This window comes from Aliiroseovarius crassostreae, from assembly GCF_049803815.1.
Taxonomy (GTDB): Bacteria; Pseudomonadota; Alphaproteobacteria; order Rhodobacterales; family Rhodobacteraceae; genus Aliiroseovarius; species Aliiroseovarius crassostreae_A.
This window is the reverse complement of record NZ_JBNAGI010000001.1, coordinates 1,026,878-1,045,307: the sequence shown is the minus strand read 5'-3', so window position 1 is coordinate 1,045,307 and position 18,430 is coordinate 1,026,878. Positions and strand designations below refer to the sequence as shown.

The window sequence follows — 18,430 nt, the reverse complement described above, 5'->3', positions numbered from 1 at the left end:
GCAGTGTCGGTGTGAGATTGACAGGTGTTAGTCTTCGTCGCCAGTGGCGTTTTCGTCCAGATCGCGCTGCACGTTATCTTGCGAAAACAGGCGACGGGTTTCGTCCATCTGGTCAAAGGTCTCGTCAATCTGGAACCGCAGGTCCGGGGTAAACTTCAGATTGGTCGATTTGCCAAGCGCCCGGCGCAGTTCGCCCTTGTTGCGGGCCAGCGCCTGGATCGCCTCGTCCTTGCCCTGCCCACCCAGGGGCAGAACATAGGCGGTGGCGATTTTCAGGTCCGGCGAGGTACGCACTTCGCCCACCGTGATCGACATCCGGTTCAGCTCCGGGTCATGCACATCGCCACGGGCCAGCACCTCGGACAAGGTGCGGCGGATCAGTTCGGCGACCCGCAGCTGACGCTGGGACGGGCCATCATGGTCGTTAAATCGGTTCTTTGCCATGGCGCTCACATAGGGCGGAATAGGGATACATGCAAGCAGGGCTTTGCCAAGCGGGCATTTGCGGGGTAGGAGAGGGCAAGTTGAAGGAGACTGAACATGAGCGATTTGCCGGGGATTGTTGTGATGGGCGCGTCGGGCCGGATGGGCCAGATGCTGATCAAAGAGGTGCTGGCCTCGGACAAGGCCCGGCTGGTGGGCGCGCTGGATCGCCCCGGTCATGATTGGGTCGGGCGCGACGTGGGCGAATGCATGGGCGGGCAGCCCGTGGGGGTGCAGGTCAGCGATGACGCGCTGGAGGTCATGTCCAAGGCGCAGGCGGTGATTGATTTCACCGCGCCGTCCGCCACCGTCGACATGGCCGAAATTGCCGCCCAGGCCCGAGCGGTGCATGTGATTGGCACCACAGGTCTGACCGACGAAGATCTTGAGAAACTTCGCCTTGCAGGCCGTCACGCGACCATCGTGCGCGCGGGCAATATGAGCTTGGGGGTGAACCTTCTGACGCAACTGACCAAAAAGGTCGCAGCGGCGCTGGATGAAGACTACGACATTGAAATCATCGAAAGCCACCACCACCACAAAGTCGATGCCCCCTCGGGCACTGCGCTGATGCTGGGCGAAGCGGCCGCCGAAGGACGGGGGGTGGATTTGACCGACGTGTCAGATCGCGGCCGTGACGGCATCACCGGCGCCCGCAAGCGCGGGGATATCGGCTTTCATGCCATTCGCGGCGGCGACATTATCGGTGAGCATGACGTGTTGTTCGCCGCTGAGGGCGAGCGTATCACCCTGCGCCACGTGGCCAGCGACCGGTCCGTCTTTGCCCGCGGCGCGCTGAAGGCCGCGCTTTGGGGGCAGGGCAAGAAACCCGGCGAATATGACATGCTCGACGTGTTGGGGCTGTAAAATCCAATTCAGCGACGGGGCAAATCTGCCGCCCGTCATTGCCGCTGCGCGGCGCTTCCGGTTGGCGGTGGCCTCGCTTCGCTCGGCAACTTCCTTGCCTCCGGCGGGGATATTTCAAGACCAAAGATGGCATGAGATCTGGCTATCTTTGGTCCATAAATATCCCGGGGTGAGGCTGAAAGCCGAGGGGCAGCGCCCCTTTATTTTGTGGCGGCTTTTTCTGAGCTGTGGCCTCAGAAATCGATGGCGATGCCCTTTTTTTCCCAATCGCCATAGCGCACAGGTTCGGGCCCGTCGCGGCCACCGTATTCTTTGGGACGGGCTTTGGCCTCGGCCTCGGCCTTCTTCCGGCGCTCTTCCGCTTCGGCGAGGGCGCGCTGGGCGGCGGGGGAGAGGTTTTTCTTCTCGCCGGTTTCGGCGTCAGATTTTTCTGCGGACATGCTGATATCCTTGTCGCTAACGTGTGGATGATATAGGCCGCGAGGCGAGAAAAGGCAAAGGACAGGTCATGGCGGCTGTAAAAACCGGTGCGAAAGCGAAGAAAACTGACCCGCGGCATGTGGTGGTTGATCTGCTGGGCGATGTCCTGGAAGAACGGCGGCTTTTGTCTGAAGTGTTGCCGCGCCGGGTGAAACCTTTGCCCAGCGATGATCGCGCGCGGGTGCAGCGTTTGGCGCTGATGACTTTGCGGGGCATGGATCGCGCGGACCGGATGCTGGGGCCGCATCTGAAGAAACGCCCGCCGCTGCGGGTGCTGAACATTCTGCGGCTGGGTGTGGTCGAGATCTGCATGGGCGGCGCTGCGCATGGGGTGGTGAATTCCTGCGTCTCTGCCGCGCGGGCCGATCGGGCCACGGACAAGATGGCGGGTTTGGTGAACGCCGTATTGCGCAAGGTGAGCGGCGAAGTGGACAAGTGGGACGCGCTGCCCGTCCCGCGCTTGCCGAAATGGCTGCGCAAACCGCTGATTGATGATTATGGCAAAGCCGCTGTGGAAGCGATGGAGGCGGTGCAATTTGCGGGCGCGCCCCTTGATCTGACCTGCAAGTCGGATCCGGCGCAATGGGCGAAAAAGCTTGGCGGTGCCATGTTGCCTTCGGGGTCCATCCGGTTGCAGGACGCGGGCCAAGTCACCGCCTTGCCGGGATACAAAGACGGGTCGTGGTGGGTGCAGGACGCATCCGCCGCGATCCCCGCCAAGGTGTTGAATGCTCAGCCTGGTGAGCGGGTTCTGGATATGTGCGCGGCCCCTGGTGGCAAGACCATGCAGATGGCCGCGGCCGGGGCGGAGGTCACGGCGCTTGACGTGTCCGAGGGTCGGATGAAGCGGGTGAAGGAAAACCTGGCGCGCACGGGGTTGGCCGCTGATTGCGTGGTTGGCGATGCGCTGGAATATGAGGGCGGGCCGTTTGATGCGATCCTGCTTGATGCGCCCTGCACGGCCACGGGCACAATTCGTCGCCACCCCGATTTGCCCTATGCCAAAGATGGTAGTGACTTTCCCGCATTGTTCGAGCTTCAGGAATATATGATCGACCGGGCAGTCGGCCTTCTGAAACCCGGCGGTCGGTTGGTGTTTTGCACCTGTAGCCTGTTGATTGATGAGGGCGAGGAGCAGGTGCGTGATGCGCTGGCGCGCCACGCGGGCCTGTCACTGGATCTCAAGGCCTTGCGCCTGCCCGGGGTGGAACCCGACTGGATCGGTCCGGAAGGGTTGCGCCTGTTCCCGCATTACATGGCCGATCAGGGCGGCATGGATGGCTTTTTCATCACGGCATTTCGCCGGTCCTGAAATCGCTGGATGACAGGTCGGGCGCGCGCGCGTATGGTTTTGCCAACACCCCCGGACAATGAGGGGTCATTTTGGCAGATTGAGGCGAGGCCCCCCGTGCTTCGAGCGTGGTTCGCGTGACCCAAGTGGCGCAAGAGAACAACCTTTCCGACTTACGCACCCGGCTTGCAAACCGTTGGCATGCCTGGCGGGCAACCCGTGCGGCCCCGGCGACCGGGTTTGTATCGCAGCCCGAACCGCGCACCATTGGGGCCTATGCGCGGGGCAAGCAATTGGTGGCAGGCAATTACCTGTTTGCTGGCCATTTGGTGAATGCCCCCGATCGGAGCCTGTTTGAAATCACCCCGCCCAGTCGGGAATTTGCGTTGGAACTGCATGGGTTTGTCTGGCTGGACGATCTGGCCTCACTGGGGGATTTCGCGGCGCGGCAACGCGGGCAGGCCTGGCTGCTGGAATGGATTGATCAGTATGGACAAGGCAAAGGGCCCGGTTGGACCCCGGATCTGACCGGGCGGCGCCTTATTCGCTGGATCAACCACGCGCTGTTTTTAATGGCGGGAATGCCCTCAAATGACAGCAAACGATTCTTTTCGTCACTTGGGCAACAGACCATTTTCCTGTCGCGCCGCTGGCAGGCGGCCAGCCCCGGATTGCCCCGGTTCGAAGCCCTGACCGGATTGATCTATGCGGGGCTTAGCCTGACCGGAATGGAGCGTCATGTGGCCCCGGCTGTGAAGGCGCTGGCGCGGGAATGTCGTGATCAGATCGACGCCCAGGGCGGGATCCCCACCCGAAATCCCGAAGAGCTTCTGGACGTTTTTACCCTGCTGACTTGGTCCGCCTCCGCCCTGGCGGAAAGCGGCAATATGGCGGCCCATGAGCATCTGGAGGCAATAGAACGGATTGCCCCCACACTGCGCGCGTTGCGTCATGCGGACGGGGCCCTGGCGCGGTTCCATGGCGGGGGGCGTGGGCTTGAGGGGCGGTTGGATCACGCCCTGGCCAACTCCGGGGTGCGCGGCGCGGCGTCGCCCGGCCTGTCGATGGGGTTTGCGCGGCTGCATGCGGGGCGCACAACGGTGATCATGGATGCGGCCCCCCCGCCGAAGGGGGCGGCATCGGCAAATGCCCATGCATCGACCCTGGGGTTTGAACTTACCTCCGGGCGCCGCCCGCTGATCGTGAATTGCGGATCCGGCGCGCAGTTTGGGGAAGAGTGGCGCAAGGCAGGGCGTGCCACGCCGTCGCATTCTACGCTTGGGCTGAAAGGGGTGTCCTCGTCACGATTGGGGGCGGCGGGCAAAGGTGGGCGCACCTGGCTGGCCGAGACCCCAAGTGAAGTTCAGGTGCAGCACATCAATGAGCTGGGCAAGACCGGCGTTTTTGCCGATCACGACGGATATCTCGCCAGTCACGGGCTTTTGCACATGCGTCGGGTTGAGCTGAGCGTTGACGGGCGTTCCTTTGACGGGGAAGAAACCCTGGCTGCATTGGGACAACAGCCCCAGGCCCGGTTTGATGCCGTGATGGACGCGCGCGGGCTGCAGGGCATCCCGTTTTCGGTGCGGTTTCACCTGCACCCGGATGTGGATGCGCAGTTGGATCTGGGCGGCACGGCGGTGTCGATGGCGCTGCGGTCCGGCGAGATCTGGATCCTGCGCTATGATGGACAGGCGGAAATGTCGCTGGAAAGCAGCGTTTATCTGGAAAAAACGCGCTTAAAGCCCCGTGCGACGAAACAGGTGGTTCTCAGGGCGGTCGCAATGGATTATGCGACACGCATTCGTTGGTCGCTGGCCAAGGCGCAGGACACCCCATCGGTGATGCGCGATCTGGAAAGCAGTGACCACGAGCTGCCACTGTAACATCCGCTGCCTAAGGGGCCAGACCGACATGACCGACCTTCATTCCGTGCAACGCGCGCTTATTTCCGTATCCGACAAGACCGGCCTGATCGAGCTGGGTCAGGCGCTGGAGGCCCGCGGGGTCGAGATCCTGTCGACCGGTGGCTCGGCCAAGGCGCTGCGCGATGCGGGGGTTGCGGTGAAAGATGTCTCGGATGTGACCGAGTTCCCGGAAATGATGGATGGCCGGGTGAAAACCCTGCATCCCCGCGTGCATGGCGGCCTTCTGGCGCTGCGTGACAATGACGAGCATGTTGCCGCGATGAGCGAGCACGGCATTGGTGCCATCGACCTTTTGGTGGTGAACCTCTACCCGTTTGAGGCCACCGTCGCCAAAGGTGCCGATTATGACACCTGCATCGAAAACATCGACATTGGTGGCCCGGCGATGATCCGCGCGGCCGCCAAGAACCACGCCTTTGTGAACGTGGTGGTCGACGTGGAAGATTACGAAAAACTGCTGGGTGATATGGACCAGCATGGCGGCAGGACCTGCCCCAAATTCCGCAAGAAGCTGGCGCAAAAGGCCTATGCCCGCACTGCGGCGTATGATTCGGCTGTGTCGAACTGGATGGCCAAGGCGCTGGAACTGGACGCACCCAAGCGTCGCGCCTTTGCGGGCGAGCTGAAACAGACGCTGCGCTATGGCGAAAACAGCCACCAGAAAGCGGCGTTTTACACCGATGGGTCGAACCGTCCGGGCGTGGCAACCGCCGTTCAGCTGCAGGGTAAGGAACTCAGCTACAACAACATCAACGACACCGATGCGGCCTATGAGCTGGTGGCCGAATTTGACCCCGCCGAAAGCGCTGCCGTTGCGATCATCAAACACGCCAACCCCTGTGGTGTGGCGAAAGGCGCGACGCTGGTCGAAGCCTATCAAAAGGCGTTTGACTGCGACCGCACCTCGGCCTTTGGCGGGATTGTCGCCCTGAACAAGCCGCTGGACGCAGAGACCGCTGCGAAGATCGTCGAGATCTTCACCGAAGTGGTGATTGCCCCCGGGGCGTCGGATGAGGCCAAGGAAATCTTCGCCGCCAAAAAGAACCTGCGCCTGCTGCTGACCGATGGTCTGCCGAACACCCGTGAACCGATTGTGGCCTACAAACAGGTGGCTGGCGGGATGCTGGTTCAGGACAAGGACGTCGGTTACGTCGGCATGGATGACCTGAAAGTGGTCACGGAAAAGGCGCCGACGGACGCGCAGATGCAGGATCTTCTGTTTGCGTGGAAAGTGGCCAAACACGTGAAATCCAACGCGATTGTTTATGTGAAAGACAGCGCCACCGTGGGTGTGGGCGCGGGTCAGATGTCGCGCCTGGACAGTGCCAATGTGGCCGCGTCGAAAGCGGGCCGTATGGCGGCAGAACTGGGCCTGAGCGAGAGCCTCGCCAAGGGTTGCGCCGTGGCGTCAGACGCGTTCTTCCCCTTCCCCGATGGTCTGATGGAAGCCGCAGCTGCCGGTGGCACCTGCGTGATCCAGCCCGGCGGATCCATGCGGGATAACGAGGTGATCAAGGCGGCCAATGAGGCCGGTTTGGCCATGGTCTTCACCGGCATGCGTCACTTCCGGCACTGATCCCGGATGCGATTGATTGCGATCTTTGCAGCACTTGCTGTCCTGATTGATCAGGGCAGCAAGATCTTCGTGCTCAAATCCCTTGATCTGGCCACCCGTGGCTGGGTCGAGGTCTTTCCGCCTTACCTCAACTTCCAGATGGCTTGGAATCGGGGGGTGAATTTCGGCCTGTTTGGCGATGATGGGGCCGCGACCAAGTGGGTGCTGATCGTCCTGGCCCTGGTGATTTCGGCCTGGGTGGTGCGCTGGGTATTGAAAAACAATGCGCCCCGGTTGGGGTTGATCAGCGCGGGGCTTTTGGTGGGCGGTGCGCTGGGCAATGTGATTGACCGGCTGGTTTACGGCGCGGTGGTTGATTTTCTGAACATGTCCTGCTGCGGCATTCAGAACCCCTATTCGTTCAACATTGCGGATGTTTTTGTGTTCGCCGGTGCGATTGGGCTGGTGCTTTTTGCCGATCCGGCGAAGTCGGATTGAAAGACGCGTGACGCGCGTTTCCAGATGGGCTAAGAAGCGTTAGGAAATGGGGGATTTTGATCCTATGCGTAAGATTGCATCAAATATTCTGTTCATTGCTGCTGCCACGTTGACAATGTCAGCCTGTGGAAGCGACGATGCCAGCCTGATGAATTTGCGGGCCAGTCAAACGGGGCCGGATGAGTTTGCCATTCTGCCGACCAAACCTTTGCAGGAACCTGCCAGCTATCAAAACCTGCCCACACCGACCCCGGGCGGGTCCAACATCACCGATCCAACCCCATTTAAAGACGCGGTGGCGGCCCTGGGGGGCAAACCCTCGCGCCTGGATGACAGCGGGATCTATCGTGGTGAAGCAGGTGTCGTGACCTATGCGACGCGCAATGGGGCCAACAGCAATATCCGCCAGGTTCTGGCAGCGGAAGATGCGAAATGGCGCGATGAAAACCGCGGTCGACTGTTGGAACGCCTGTTCAATGTGAATGTTTACTACAGTGCCTATGAGGCACAGGAACTTGATCAGCACCGCGAATTGGAACGTCTGCGCCGGCTGGGTGTCTGGACCCCATCCGCCCCACCGGAAATCATCAACTGACGGCATATTCGGCGGCCCATGCCACCGAACTTTCACCCACGTGCTACAAGGTGCGTGCGGTCCGTGCCCTCCCCTCATCAACTTTGCGTGGTGGAGGCTTGAAGCCTGCGCAAAGGCACATAATTTGGTCGGGACAGAACGGAGAGATACCCATGCGACGATTGATGGCTGCTGTGGCCGCTTTGATTGCCTTTCCGGCCTTCGCGGCCCCTGAAGATGTAACGGAATTCAGCCTCGACAACGGGTTGCAGGTGGTTGTGATTGAAGATCATCGTGCGCCCGTCGTGGTGCAGATGCTGTGGTATCGGGCCGGGGCTGCGGATGAAGATCCGGGCGTGTCGGGCATTGCCCATTTCCTTGAACACCTGTTGTTCAAGGCAACGGACAATATGGCGTCTGGCGAATTTTCGCGCGTGGTGACCGAAAACGGTGGGTCTGATAATGCGTTCACGTCGCAAGATTACACGGCCTATTTCCAACGGATCGCCGCCGACCGCCTGCCGATGATCATGGAAATGGAAGCCGACCGGATGCGCAATTTGCGCCTGACAGAAGAGGACATCGTGACGGAACGCGATGTGATCCTGGAAGAGCGCGCGCAACGAACAGACTCGGAACCGGGCGGGCTGCTGTACGAACAAGCGCGCGCCGCCCAATATCTGAACCACCCCTATGGCGTTCCCGTCATCGGGTGGCGGCACGAGATGGAGAAGCTCGATCGCGAAGCGGCCCTGGCATTTTACGAACGGTTCTATGCGCCCAACAATGCCACATTGGTTGTGGCAGGGGATGTTCAACCCGAAGAGGTCAGGGACCTGGCCGAAACCTATTACGGCCCCCTGAAACCCACACCTGACCTTGCGCCGCGCGCGCGTATCGCAGAGCCCCCCCAACTGGCCGAACGGCGTCTGCGCCTTGCGGATGCGCGTGTTTCGCAGCCCTATCTGCGCCGCAGTTACCTGGCGCCGGAACGCGATCCGGGGGATCAGAAAGAGGCAGCCGCTTTGGTTTACCTGGCTGAAATCCTCGGCGGGTCCGGGGCGACATCGGTGCTTGGGCAGGCGCTTCAGTTTGAGGACCAAATCGCGGTCTACACGGGCGCAAGTTACGCAGGCATATCCCTGGATGACACCTCTTTCACCTTTGTGGTTGTGCCCACGGCGGGCACCTCATTGCGCGACGCCGAAGCGGCATTGGACCGTGAATTGGCAGAGTTCCTTGAGACCGGCGTTGATCCTGCCCATCTGGAACGGCTCAAGTTTCAGACCAAAGCGGCCGAGATCTATGCCCAGGACAGCGCCCGTGCGCGTGCCGATCGTTATGGGCGGGCGCTCAGTTCCGGGCTGTCCATCGCAGATGTGGACGCCTGGCCCGACGTGTTGCAATCCATCACCGCTGACGATGTGATGGCCGTGGCCCGCAAGGTGCTTGATAAACGCCGCTCGGTCACCGGATGGCTGGTTCCTGAGAACGGAGAGGAAATGTGATGCTGCGCTATGTTCTGATTATCCTCGCATGTTTTACATTGCCCGTGCGGGCCGAAATTGCCATTCAGGAGGTGACTTCACAGGGCGGTCATAAGGCGTGGCTGGTGGAAGAACACAGCCTGCCCTTCGTGGCTTTGGAAATCAGCTTTCGAGGCGGCACGACGTTGGACCGGCCCGGCAAGGAAGGAGCGGTGGACCTGATGGTGTCGCTTCTTGAAGAGGGCGCCGGGGATCTGGATGCGCGCGGGTTTGCCAGGGCCAGTGAATCCCTTGCCGCGTCCTTCGGGTTCCGGGCACATCGCGATTCGATCAGCGTTTCTGCGCAGTTTCTGACCGAGAACCGGGACGAGGCAATGGCCCTGTTGCGCGCCGCGCTGACCACCCCCCGCTTTGATCCGGATGCCATCGAACGGGTGCGGGCGCAGCTTTTGTCGAGCATCCGTTCACGCGCCACGGATCCGGGTGAAATTCTGGCTTTGGCTTGGGATGCCAAGGTGTTCGGTGATCACCCGTATGGTCTTCAGCAAGGGGGAAGCGAGGAAACCGTTGCCGCGCTGCGTCGCGAAGATCTGCTGCAGGCCTATCAGGACACCATGACGCTGGATCGGATCTATGTGGGTGCGGTCGGCGACATCACCGCAGACGAGCTTTCCGCCCTTTTGGATGATCTGCTTTCGGACCTTCCTGAAACCGGGGCCGCTTTTCCCGGCCGGGCAGAGCTTGGATTTGATGCCAGCCAGACCGTGATCCCCTACGACAGCCCGCAATCCATTGTGCGCTTCGGTCATAAGGGTCTGCGCCGCGACCACCCCGATTTCTTCCCGGCCTTTCTGGTCAGTGAAATCATGGGCGGGCTGGGGTCCGATGGTCGCCTGATGCATGAGGTGCGCGAAAAGCGTGGCCTGACCTATGGGGTCGGCGCATATCTGTTTGAACTGGATTACGCAGAAGGATTTGTTGGTCAGTTCTCCAGCCAAAACGCGAATATTCCCGAGGCAATTGACGTGGTGCGTGCCGAATGGGCGCGGATGGCGCAGGACGGCGTGACGCAAGAAGAACTCAACCGCGCCAAGACCTATCTGACCGGGTCCTACCCGCTGCGATTTGACGGCAATGGCACCATTGCCAATATTCTGGTTGGCATGCAGATGGAGGAGTTGTCGGCGGAGTATATCACCACCCGAAATGACAAGGTGAATGCCGTCACTTTGGAAGAAGCCAATCGCGTGGCAAAGCAGTTATTCCGTCCGGAAGAGCTGACCTTTATGATCGTTGGATCGCCGGAAGGTTTGCCGGAACAGCCGGTTGCGAATTAACCCTGATACTGTGACCTGAACCAATTTCGCCGCCGCATTCGCCCCGATTTTACATGGTCGAATCGGGGCGTGACATGCTAAGTCTTGTGGTATGCCTGATGACATCCCCCATATGAGCCTGAATCCGGGGCAAAACCGCCCCGTGATCCGACAACTGGACGACGCCGCCATCAACCGCATTGCTGCGGGCGAAGTGGTGGAACGCCCTGCCTCGGCCGTCAAGGAACTGGTGGAAAACGCCATTGATGCCGGTGCCACGCGGATCGAGGTCGCCTATGCCGATGGCGGCAAAACCCTGATCCGGGTGACGGATAATGGCTGCGGTATCGCGCCAGAGGATCTGCCCCTCGCGCTGTCGCGACACGCCACGTCGAAAATCGACGGGTCAGACCTTCTGGACATTCACACCTTCGGGTTCCGTGGCGAGGCGCTGCCGTCGCTGGGGGCGGTCGGGCGGCTGACGATCACGTCGCGCACCGAGGGGTATGATGCGGCCACCATCCGCGTCGCGGGCGGCGCGATGGATCCGGTGAAACCTGCCGCCCTGTCCGAGGGCACGGTGGTCGAGCTGCGCGACCTGTTCTTCGCCACGCCCGCCCGGCTGAAATTCATGCGCACCGACCGTGCCGAAGCACAGGCCATCGGTGATGTGGTCAAGCGCCTTGCCATGGCTGAACCGCATGTGGGCTTTACCCTGCGCGATGTATCTGGCGGTGGCGAGGGCCGTGTGACCTTCCGGGCGGATGCCCAGACCGGTGATTTGTTCGATGCGCTTTATGGCCGGTTGGGTCAGATCCTTGGGCGCGAGTTCATCGAGAACGCCCTGGCCATCGACGCCACGCGCGAGGGGCTGCGCCTGACCGGATACGCCGCCCTGCCCACCTATTCGAGGGGCGCGGCGGTGGCGCAATTCCTGTTCGTCAATGGCCGCCCGGTGAAGGACAAACTTCTGACCGGTGCCTTGCGCGCCGCCTATTTCGATTTCCTGTCGCGCGACCGCCACCCGGCGGCGGCGCTGTTTATCACCTGCGATCCGCAGCTGGTGGATGTGAACGTCCACCCCGCGAAATCCGAGGTCCGGTTTCGCGATCCCGGGCTGGCCCGCGGATTGATCGTGTCCGGTCTGCGTCATGCATTGGCCGAGGCGGGCCACCGCGCGTCGACCACCGTGGCGGGGGCGACATTGGGCGCGATGCGGCCGGAAGAGCCCACGGCCAACGGTGCGCCGCGTGTCTATCAGATGGACCGCCCCAGCATGGGGGCGATGCGCACCGCTTATCAAGGGCAGGCCCCAATCCCCGCCTATGAAACACCGGGGTTTTCCGAAATGTCCGCTCCCTCCGCGCGGTTTGAAGCGTCGAGCGTGGTCGAGCAAACGTCGGGCGAGGACGCAGCCCCTGCCCCGACCAGCCTGCCCTTGGGGGCCGCGCGCGCGCAGGTGCACGAAAACTACATCATCGCGCAGACCGAAACCGGCATGGTGATTGTCGATCAACACGCGGCGCATGAACGGCTGGTTTATGAAAAACTGAAGGCGCAGATGGCGGAAAACGGGGTGGCGTCGCAGGCGCTTTTGATCCCGGAGATCATCGAATTGTCGGCGGGGGATATTGCCCGGCTGATGGAGGTGGCCGAGGATCTGAAAACCCTTGGCCTGGCAATTGAACCCTTCGGCGGCACGGCGATCGCGGTGCGTGAAACCCCGGCCATCCTGGGCGAGGTCAACGCGACGGCGATGATCCGCGATGTGCTGGACGAACTGGCGGATCTGGGGGATAGCAACACGGTGCAGGCGCGGATCGAGGCGGTTTTGTCACGGGTGGCCTGCCACGGGTCAATCCGGTCCGGGCGCTGGATGCGGCCCGAGGAAATGAATGCGTTGCTGCGCGAGATGGAAGCGACACCGCATTCCGGCCAATGCAACCACGGGCGGCCGACTTATGTGGAACTGAAACTCTCTGACATCGAAAGGCTGTTTGGGCGCACATGATCGAACTTGGCGAGTTTTCCCTGCCTCTGACCCATCCGCTGGTGTTGATCATCGGCGGGGCGGTGGCGCTGGTGTTGATCCTTTTGATCCTGTCGGTGCGCCGGGCCGGGCAGTCTGCGCGGCTGACCGAAGATATGGCGCGGCAGATGGGCGGCTTGGGACAGGCGGTGCAGGTGCTGGGTGCGGGGCAGGACCAATTATCGGGCGGATTGCGCACCGTGTCGGATGCGCAGGCCACGGGTCAGGCGCAGGTGCTTCAGGCCATGGAGGCGCGGCTGGGCGCCGTGCAGCAACAGATGAACGACCGCCTGCATGAAAACGCGATGAAATCGGCGCGCGCCATGTCCGACCTGCAAGAGCGGATGAAGGAAAGCCTGCAGGGCAACACGGTGAAAACCACCGAAAGCCTGACCCAATTGCAGGAACGGCTGAAGGTGATCGACAAGGCGCAGGACAATATCACCCGGCTGTCGGGTGATGTTTTGTCCTTGCAGGACATCCTGTCGAACAAACAGACGCGCGGGGCGTTTGGGGAAATCCAGTTGACGGATATTGTGTCCAAGGCGCTGCCTGCCGACAGTTACGCCTTGCAAGCGACACTGTCGAACAACAAACGCGCCGATTGTCTGATCCACCTGCCCAACCCACCGGGCCCGATCGTGATCGACAGCAAGTTCCCGTTGGAGGCCTATGAGGCGTTGCGCCGCGCCGACACGCCCGAGGCGCTGACCCAGGCGGCCCGCGCGATGAAAGTGGCGGTGCGCGCGCATATCAAGGCGATTTCCGAGAAATACATTATCGAGGGCGAAACCGCGGATGGCGCGTTGATGTTCCTGCCGTCCGAGGCGGTTTATGCCGAACTGCACGCCAACTTTTCGGACGTGGTGCGCGAAGGGTTCGAGGCGCGGGTCTGGATCGTCTCGCCCACCACCTGCATGGCGACGCTGAACACCATGCGCGCGATCCTGAAAGACGCGCGGATGCGTGAACAGGCCGGCGCCATCCGCAAAGAGCTGCACCTGCTGTCGGCGGATGTGGGGCGGCTGGCGGATCGGGTGTCGAACCTCGACCGGCATTTCCATCAGGCCTCGAAGGACATTTCGGAAATCAAGATCTCGGCCGAGAAGGCAGGCAACCGCGCGAAGCGTTTGGATAATTTCGATTTCGAAGAGGTTGAGGCGGGCGATCAGGCCGTGGTGCCGATTGGCGAAGGTGTGTAATTTCCACGTGAAAAACGAGGTGCGAGCGGCATCCCTCAGCCATTGCCTCTCAAACGGAGGCCGTGACTGAGGGAAAGGGGCTTTGGTCGCTCCGTTACCCGCCGATTGCAATCCATAGGCCGCCAAATGCGGTCGCCCAACCAAGCCCGCGAACAAGCTTGCTGTTTGAAAGCGTTTGACGGGCAATCACCGCGATGCTGATGCCGAGGCTGTGAAGGATGGCGGCGGACAGGGCAAACCCAGCCCCAAATGCAATTGCACCCGCTGATCCCAATTCACCGCCATGGGCAAAGCCGTGGAACAGACCGAAAATCGCCACAAGGCTTGCCGCTGCGGTGGCGGAAAGGCGCACAGCAAGTGCCACCGCAAGGCCGAGCGCAAATACCGAAAACAGGATGATCGGTTCAACATATGGAAGAACCCCCCCGGTGATCGCCGCACCAAAGCCGACCACCATCGCACCCACGAAGGCACTGGGAAGCAACCAGATCGTGCGCCCCCCAAGAACGGCGGCCCAAAGCCCAACCGCAATCATTGCGAGAATGTGATCGAGCCCAAAAACCGGGTGAGACAACCCAGCCATAAATGAACCGTGTTCGTCCGGGTTGAGATGCGCAAATGTCGGGGTGGCCGCCAGCGCGGCCGCGAAGGTCAAAAGCGTGTGTTTCATTTTGGTTCCTTGTTTGGGTTAACCGGACACCTCGGTTTGAGTTGTATCCGTGATTGAAACGGTCAACTAAAAGCACCCCTAGTCCCGATGTGCAATGACCCCACGACGTTTTTGTAAGAGGGTCGCAGTTCCCTACATCATATCGAATGACCTTCTAATTTGCGATGATTTCGAAAGGCGTCAGGGGAAAGCCTGGCGTGTTGTTGACGCCAGGCTGAGTTGTTTTTGGCAGTGGTGTGCCGTTTACGCGGTGTGATCGACCACAGCCACATGCTGTGCCAGCTCGCGCACCTTGCCCATCCAGCTGTCGATCAGGTCCGGATCCGAGGGGGCGGCGGTCACGCCGGGGGTGATCTTGCCTGCCTGCACGGCTTCGATGGCCAACGACACCGGGGTTGAGACAAGCCGCGCCATCGCGGTGCCGCGCGCGTCGCCCCAGGCGTCCATCACATAAGTTTTGTGATAGGCAACCGCGCCATCCTTTCCCGCCTTCAAAGCCACGCACATGATGACGCGATCCGGTTCGCCGTCATCATAGGCATTGTCTGTCCAGAACTGGTCGGACATCTCTTTCAGGCGGGCCTCACCCGCCTCTCCCTCCAGCGTTTCGACCTCGGCAAACACGTCCTTCCACGCCGCGGCCCAGCCGTTTAGGCGCAGGGTGCCGCGCACGAATAGATCCACATCCCATGCGGGGTCAAAGCCGTATTCTTCCATGAAAGGCAGGCTGTCGCGGTTTGGATAGACCTCAAAACTCTCGGCCTCTGGCAGCGGCGCGTTGTAGGCCGAGATCGCATCCCACGGGCGGGCAACGTCAAATTCTTTGCCACCTTTCAGGGACTTGGACGGCGAGTGCAGCGCCTTCAGAACGCCCAGCGGGGACCAGCTGAATTTATACCGAAACGGGTTCGGGATCTTTGGCACGCCACCGCAATAGGAGATAAAGCTGAGTGTGTTGGCAGCATCAAACCCTTCGCTGGTGCGGTAATCGGCCACCAGCCAATGGGCCATCAGGTGGTCAATGCCGGGATCCAACCCCACCTCGTTCACCGAACACAGGCCCGCGTCCTTGAACTTGGCGTCCAGCGCGCGCATCTCGGGGGCGATGTAACTGGATGAGACAAAATGAGCGCCGTTTTTCAGGCACAGCGTCGCCACCGGCACATGCAGATCCCCGGGCAGCATCGACACCGCGATATCCCCGGGTTCAAGCGCCGCATCGAGCGCTGCGATGTCGAAGGTACGGATGTCCTTGGCGATGTCGCCCACGGCCTCTTCGGCCTTTGCGATGGTCCGGTTCCAGACCACCACGTCCTGCCCGTTTTCGATCAGGCGGCGCAGGCCGGGAATGGCCGACAGGCCGGTGCCACACCAATGGATTGTCATGTCAGGCTCTCCTTCGATCAGCCGAATTTCAGTTTTGCGGTCACAATGGCGCCCACCAGCGTCACGGCCACGATATTTGCCACGATCATCGGCCAGGCGCCCAACAGGATGCCATAGATCAGCCACAGGGTGACCGAGGCGAGGATCAACAGGTTGGCGGGCAGCGACAGGTCTTTGGTTTCCCGCGTGCGCCATGTTTTCAGGGTTTGGGGCAGCCAGCAGATTGTGCTGATGATCGCGGCCAAGGCCCCCACGATATCTTCCATCAGATCTCTTCCATATGTTTGCGGAACGTGGCCTCGGCCCGGCCCCAGACGCCGCCGTCCAGATTGCCAAGGGTCAGCAGGCTGGGCAGCAGTTGACCCGCGTAGTCAATCGAGCTTTCCACCGGCAGCATCGACGGCAGGTTGTCAATCGCCATCACGTCGAGCACCGGATTGTCCGCGACCCGCAGCGCGGGCGCGTCCCAACTGGTGGCCTTGTCATAGACCGGCACCGGGTTGTAATCGCTGTCCGGGTCGCAGGCCACGTCGCCGATGGCGGTCAACCTGCGGTCGGCCACCTTCGCGCTGGTTGGCACAAAAACCGGGGTTTGCGGACCTGCGAGGATGCAGTTGATAAAGATGTCATGGGCGAGGATTTCTGGAAACGGCCCGCCATGGGCGGTCTCGGCCATATCCCATTTGGTCACTGCGACGCCCATCGCTTCCATCAGGTCGGATGCGCCAGTGCCGACCCGGCCCAAGGCGCCGATCACGATGGCGTTGGGGCGCGCCACACCGGTGGCGTCCAGCTCGTCTTTCAATTCGGCAAGCAGCGCGTCTTTGCCCGGATAGGCCCCAACCGGTGGGCAGATCTCGCCCCGCTGTTGTGCGGCCCAGGATTTCATCGTGACAGCCGCGCCCGCAAAGCCCGCCCAATACCCGAAGGCGGCGACCCGACGCCCGGCCTCATTCACCAGATATTCGAGGTCAAAGAGCGTGCCACCGCCTGCCTTGAACCGTTCCAGAAGGATCTTGCCGGAATGCTGCCCCTTGAAGGCGTGCCCGAACATGATGTGTTTGTGTTTGAGCGGCGTGCCGTCGTCGGGCAGCTCTTTCAGCCCGAAAACAATCGCATCCAGCGGCGCGTCCGGCCAGCTGTTTTCGCGGGCGATCTCGCACCCCGCGTCGCGGTAGCCGTCGATGCCAAGGCAGCGGACCGAGCTTTCTTCGACGGTGACGCGCATCCCGGCATCAATCAGGGCCTTCGCGCCCTCGGGGGTCAGCCCGACCCGGTCTTCATTTGGTCGCTGTTCTGCGCGCACCCAAAGATGTGTCATCTCATTCTCCTCACAACATTCCGGCGGCCCGCACCGCCTTGACCGCAGGTTGTCCGTCCATCGCCTGAATGAACCGGGTCAGTTTCGGATAGTTCGCAACCGTGACCCCATCGCCGGGCAGCCAGGTTGTGATCACATAAAGATAAATATCCGCCAATGTCATCTGCGCGCCGGTCACAAAGGGCGCAAAGTCACAGGTTTCTTCCAGATGGGTACAGCAGGCAGACATGGTTTCCGGCACTTTCGCGGTCATATCCGCATGGCTTTCCGGCAGGTCCGCCCAACGTGCGCCGCGCAGTTTGTGGGCATGGGCCACATGCATGGTGGTGGCGAGGTAATACATCACCTCGCGCATCCGGAACGCCAGTATCGGGTCATCGGGGATCAGCCCGGCCTTGGGGGCCAAGCCCGCGATATGTTCAAGCAGCGCGCCAGTTTCGGTCAGGATGTCATCGCCGATCACCAGAGCGGGCACCCGCCCCTTGGGATTGATGTGCAGATAGTCGGGTTGTGTCTGCGCCGCCTGCGCAAAGTCCACGTGATGCGCCGTGTAGGCCAATCCGGCAGCTTCCAAGGCTATGGCGGTGGCGACCGAGATGGTGTTGGGCGCGTAGAAAAGCTCCATCCGTGCCGCCTCAGATATAGGTTTGTGCATGCTGCCGGTCCGGGGTGGCCAGATGCGGAATGGCGTTAAAACCGGTCATCGACAGGTTGGTGCCCACGGGCAGAAGACGGTGGAGCGAGCTGTTGTGAATGGACAGCATCAGCCGGGTGAAGGTGCCCGTATCGAGCCCCATCGTGATGCGCATCGCCATGCCAATCACCCCGCCCGACGTGAAAACGCCAACCCGTTTGCCCTGTGCGGCGTAATCTTGAAGCGCTTCATCCACGCGGGTCTGAAAGTCGTGAAATGTTTCAAATTTTCCCGTTAGATGCCCGTCTTGCCACGCCGAAAACACCAGTGGCATATGGGCGATGAATTCGTCGCGTGACCGGGGCACGGGCAGGTCGAACTGTTCGTGCATCGCGGCGGAAATATCGTAATAGGAAAACTCGTTCAGCCGTTCATCGGTGATGACCTCCGCCGCCCCCCATTCCTGTGCGGTTTGCTGTTGGCGGTTCAGCGACCCGGCATAGATCACATCAAACCCTTCATCATGATCGCGCATATATTCCCCCAGCCAGCGCGATTGCTGACGTCCAAGTTCGGACAGGTTGTCATAGCCGATTTCGTCCGTGGCGGTCGTATTGGCCTGACCGTGGCGGATGAGGGTGATCTGTGCCATGGGCACTCCTTTTCAGGTGTATGTCCCGCATTGCTAGTGCGTTGGATCCAATCTTGA

The 18,430-nt window shown here is 61.2% G+C and carries 18 protein-coding genes; 10 read left to right on the top strand and 8 right to left on the bottom strand.

Annotation, left to right across the window (positions count from 1 at the left end; genetic code table 11):
* Window positions 1-27 precede the first annotated feature (27 nt).
* Window positions 28-444, bottom strand: coding sequence for a 30S ribosome-binding factor RbfA (rbfA, locus tag ACP15V_RS05205; protein ID WP_424942599.1), 417 nt, complete (start codon window positions 442-444; stop codon window positions 28-30).
* A 96-nt stretch (window positions 445-540) separates the two neighbouring features.
* Here rbfA and dapB point away from each other — a divergent pair, with 96 nt between their 5' ends.
* Window positions 541-1,350, top strand: coding sequence for a 4-hydroxy-tetrahydrodipicolinate reductase (gene dapB, locus ACP15V_RS05200; protein WP_424942598.1), 810 nt, complete (start codon window positions 541-543; stop codon window positions 1,348-1,350).
* Window positions 1,351-1,583: 233 nt separating this feature from the next.
* On the opposite strand, the gene ACP15V_RS05195 is transcribed toward dapB, so the two are convergent.
* On the bottom strand, window positions 1,584-1,790 hold the full coding sequence (locus tag ACP15V_RS05195) for a DUF1674 domain-containing protein (RefSeq protein WP_424942597.1): 207 nt from the start codon (window positions 1,788-1,790) through the stop codon (window positions 1,584-1,586).
* 68 nt (window positions 1,791-1,858) lie between these two features.
* On the opposite strand from ACP15V_RS05195, the gene ACP15V_RS05190 reads away from it, so the two are divergent.
* The 9 genes from ACP15V_RS05190 to ACP15V_RS05150 all read left to right on the top strand — a co-directional run bounded on the left by ACP15V_RS05190 (window position 1,859) and on the right by ACP15V_RS05150 (window position 13,710).
* Window positions 1,859-3,142 carry an RsmB/NOP family class I SAM-dependent RNA methyltransferase gene (locus tag ACP15V_RS05190; RefSeq protein ID WP_424942596.1) on the top strand — a complete coding sequence of 428 codons (1,284 nt, stop codon included), beginning with the start codon at window positions 1,859-1,861 and terminating at the stop codon, window positions 3,140-3,142.
* A 116-nt stretch (window positions 3,143-3,258) separates the two neighbouring features.
* Window positions 3,259-5,007, top strand: coding sequence for a heparinase II/III family protein (locus tag ACP15V_RS05185; RefSeq protein ID WP_424942728.1), 1,749 nt, complete (start codon window positions 3,259-3,261; stop codon window positions 5,005-5,007).
* A 28-nt stretch (window positions 5,008-5,035) separates the two neighbouring features.
* A complete protein-coding gene (gene purH / locus ACP15V_RS05180) occupies window positions 5,036-6,625 on the top strand; it encodes a bifunctional phosphoribosylaminoimidazolecarboxamide formyltransferase/IMP cyclohydrolase (protein ID WP_424942595.1) in 1,590 nt (529 codons plus the stop codon).
* A 6-nt stretch (window positions 6,626-6,631) separates the two neighbouring features.
* Window positions 6,632-7,102 carry a signal peptidase II gene (gene lspA, locus ACP15V_RS05175; RefSeq protein ID WP_424942594.1) on the top strand — a complete coding sequence of 157 codons (471 nt, stop codon included), beginning with the start codon at window positions 6,632-6,634 and terminating at the stop codon, window positions 7,100-7,102.
* Between the two features lie 64 nt (window positions 7,103-7,166).
* Entirely contained in the window at window positions 7,167-7,697 is a 531-nt protein-coding gene (locus ACP15V_RS05170; protein WP_424942593.1) for a DUF3035 domain-containing protein, read from the top strand.
* A gap of 152 nt (window positions 7,698-7,849) precedes the next feature.
* The gene (locus ACP15V_RS05165; protein WP_424942592.1) at window positions 7,850-9,184 is read left to right on the top strand and encodes a M16 family metallopeptidase; all 1,335 of its coding nucleotides are present in this window, start codon (window positions 7,850-7,852) and stop codon (window positions 9,182-9,184) included.
* Window positions 9,184-10,500, top strand: coding sequence for a M16 family metallopeptidase (locus tag ACP15V_RS05160; protein WP_424942591.1), 1,317 nt, complete (start codon window positions 9,184-9,186; stop codon window positions 10,498-10,500). Before ACP15V_RS05165 ends, ACP15V_RS05160 begins: the two co-directional genes overlap by 1 nt.
* Before the next feature lie 91 nt (window positions 10,501-10,591).
* Entirely contained in the window at window positions 10,592-12,490 is a 1,899-nt protein-coding gene (gene mutL, locus ACP15V_RS05155) for a DNA mismatch repair endonuclease MutL (protein WP_424942590.1), read from the top strand.
* The gene (locus ACP15V_RS05150) at window positions 12,487-13,710 is read left to right on the top strand and encodes a DNA recombination protein RmuC (RefSeq protein WP_424942589.1); all 1,224 of its coding nucleotides are present in this window, start codon (window positions 12,487-12,489) and stop codon (window positions 13,708-13,710) included. The genes mutL and ACP15V_RS05150 overlap by 4 nt, the downstream gene beginning before the upstream one ends.
* A gap of 94 nt (window positions 13,711-13,804) precedes the next feature.
* On the opposite strand, the gene ACP15V_RS05145 is transcribed toward ACP15V_RS05150, so the two are convergent.
* The 6 genes from ACP15V_RS05145 to ACP15V_RS05120 all read right to left on the bottom strand — a co-directional run bounded on the left by ACP15V_RS05145 (window position 13,805) and on the right by ACP15V_RS05120 (window position 18,373).
* Window positions 13,805-14,380: a HupE/UreJ family protein gene (locus ACP15V_RS05145; protein ID WP_424942588.1), complete on the bottom strand. Its 576-nt coding sequence runs from the start codon at window positions 14,378-14,380 to the stop codon at window positions 13,805-13,807.
* Between the two features lie 243 nt (window positions 14,381-14,623).
* Window positions 14,624-15,766, bottom strand: a complete 1,143-nt coding sequence (locus ACP15V_RS05140; protein WP_424942587.1) for a saccharopine dehydrogenase family protein — start codon at window positions 15,764-15,766, stop codon at window positions 14,624-14,626.
* 17 nt (window positions 15,767-15,783) lie between these two features.
* Window positions 15,784-16,032, bottom strand: a complete 249-nt coding sequence (locus ACP15V_RS05135; RefSeq protein WP_424942586.1) for a SemiSWEET family sugar transporter — start codon at window positions 16,030-16,032, stop codon at window positions 15,784-15,786.
* Entirely contained in the window at window positions 16,032-17,087 is a 1,056-nt protein-coding gene (locus tag ACP15V_RS05130) for a saccharopine dehydrogenase (protein WP_424942585.1), read from the bottom strand. Before ACP15V_RS05130 ends, ACP15V_RS05135 begins: the two co-directional genes overlap by 1 nt.
* Window positions 17,088-17,097: 10 nt before the next feature.
* On the bottom strand, window positions 17,098-17,712 hold the full coding sequence (locus ACP15V_RS05125) for a glutathione S-transferase family protein (RefSeq protein WP_424942584.1): 615 nt from the start codon (window positions 17,710-17,712) through the stop codon (window positions 17,098-17,100).
* A gap of 10 nt (window positions 17,713-17,722) precedes the next feature.
* Window positions 17,723-18,373: a histidine phosphatase family protein gene (locus tag ACP15V_RS05120; protein ID WP_424942583.1), complete on the bottom strand. Its 651-nt coding sequence runs from the start codon at window positions 18,371-18,373 to the stop codon at window positions 17,723-17,725.
* Window positions 18,374-18,430: the final 57 nt, after the last annotated feature.

Coding starts and splice junctions, on each gene's coding strand:
- rbfA (WP_424942599.1), bottom strand. CDS start 444: ATGGCAAAGAACCGATTTAACGACCATGATGGCCCGTCCCAGCGTCAG.
- dapB (WP_424942598.1), top strand. CDS start 541: ATGAGCGATTTGCCGGGGATTGTTGTGATGGGCGCGTCGGGCCGGATG.
- ACP15V_RS05195 (WP_424942597.1), bottom strand. CDS start 1,790: ATGTCCGCAGAAAAATCTGACGCCGAAACCGGCGAGAAGAAAAACCTC.
- ACP15V_RS05190 (WP_424942596.1), top strand. CDS start 1,859: ATGGCGGCTGTAAAAACCGGTGCGAAAGCGAAGAAAACTGACCCGCGG.
- purH (WP_424942595.1), top strand. CDS start 5,036: ATGACCGACCTTCATTCCGTGCAACGCGCGCTTATTTCCGTATCCGAC.
- lspA (WP_424942594.1), top strand. CDS start 6,632: ATGCGATTGATTGCGATCTTTGCAGCACTTGCTGTCCTGATTGATCAG.
- ACP15V_RS05170 (WP_424942593.1), top strand. CDS start 7,167: ATGCGTAAGATTGCATCAAATATTCTGTTCATTGCTGCTGCCACGTTG.
- ACP15V_RS05165 (WP_424942592.1), top strand. CDS start 7,850: ATGCGACGATTGATGGCTGCTGTGGCCGCTTTGATTGCCTTTCCGGCC.
- ACP15V_RS05160 (WP_424942591.1), top strand. CDS start 9,184: ATGCTGCGCTATGTTCTGATTATCCTCGCATGTTTTACATTGCCCGTG.
- mutL (WP_424942590.1), top strand. CDS start 10,592: ATGCCTGATGACATCCCCCATATGAGCCTGAATCCGGGGCAAAACCGC.
- ACP15V_RS05150 (WP_424942589.1), top strand. CDS start 12,487: ATGATCGAACTTGGCGAGTTTTCCCTGCCTCTGACCCATCCGCTGGTG.
- ACP15V_RS05145 (WP_424942588.1), bottom strand. CDS start 14,380: ATGAAACACACGCTTTTGACCTTCGCGGCCGCGCTGGCGGCCACCCCG.
- ACP15V_RS05140 (WP_424942587.1), bottom strand. CDS start 15,766: ATGACAATCCATTGGTGTGGCACCGGCCTGTCGGCCATTCCCGGCCTG.
- ACP15V_RS05135 (WP_424942586.1), bottom strand. CDS start 16,032: ATGGAAGATATCGTGGGGGCCTTGGCCGCGATCATCAGCACAATCTGC.
- ACP15V_RS05130 (WP_424942585.1), bottom strand. CDS start 17,087: ATGACACATCTTTGGGTGCGCGCAGAACAGCGACCAAATGAAGACCGG.
- ACP15V_RS05125 (WP_424942584.1), bottom strand. CDS start 17,712: ATGGAGCTTTTCTACGCGCCCAACACCATCTCGGTCGCCACCGCCATA.
- ACP15V_RS05120 (WP_424942583.1), bottom strand. CDS start 18,373: ATGGCACAGATCACCCTCATCCGCCACGGTCAGGCCAATACGACCGCC.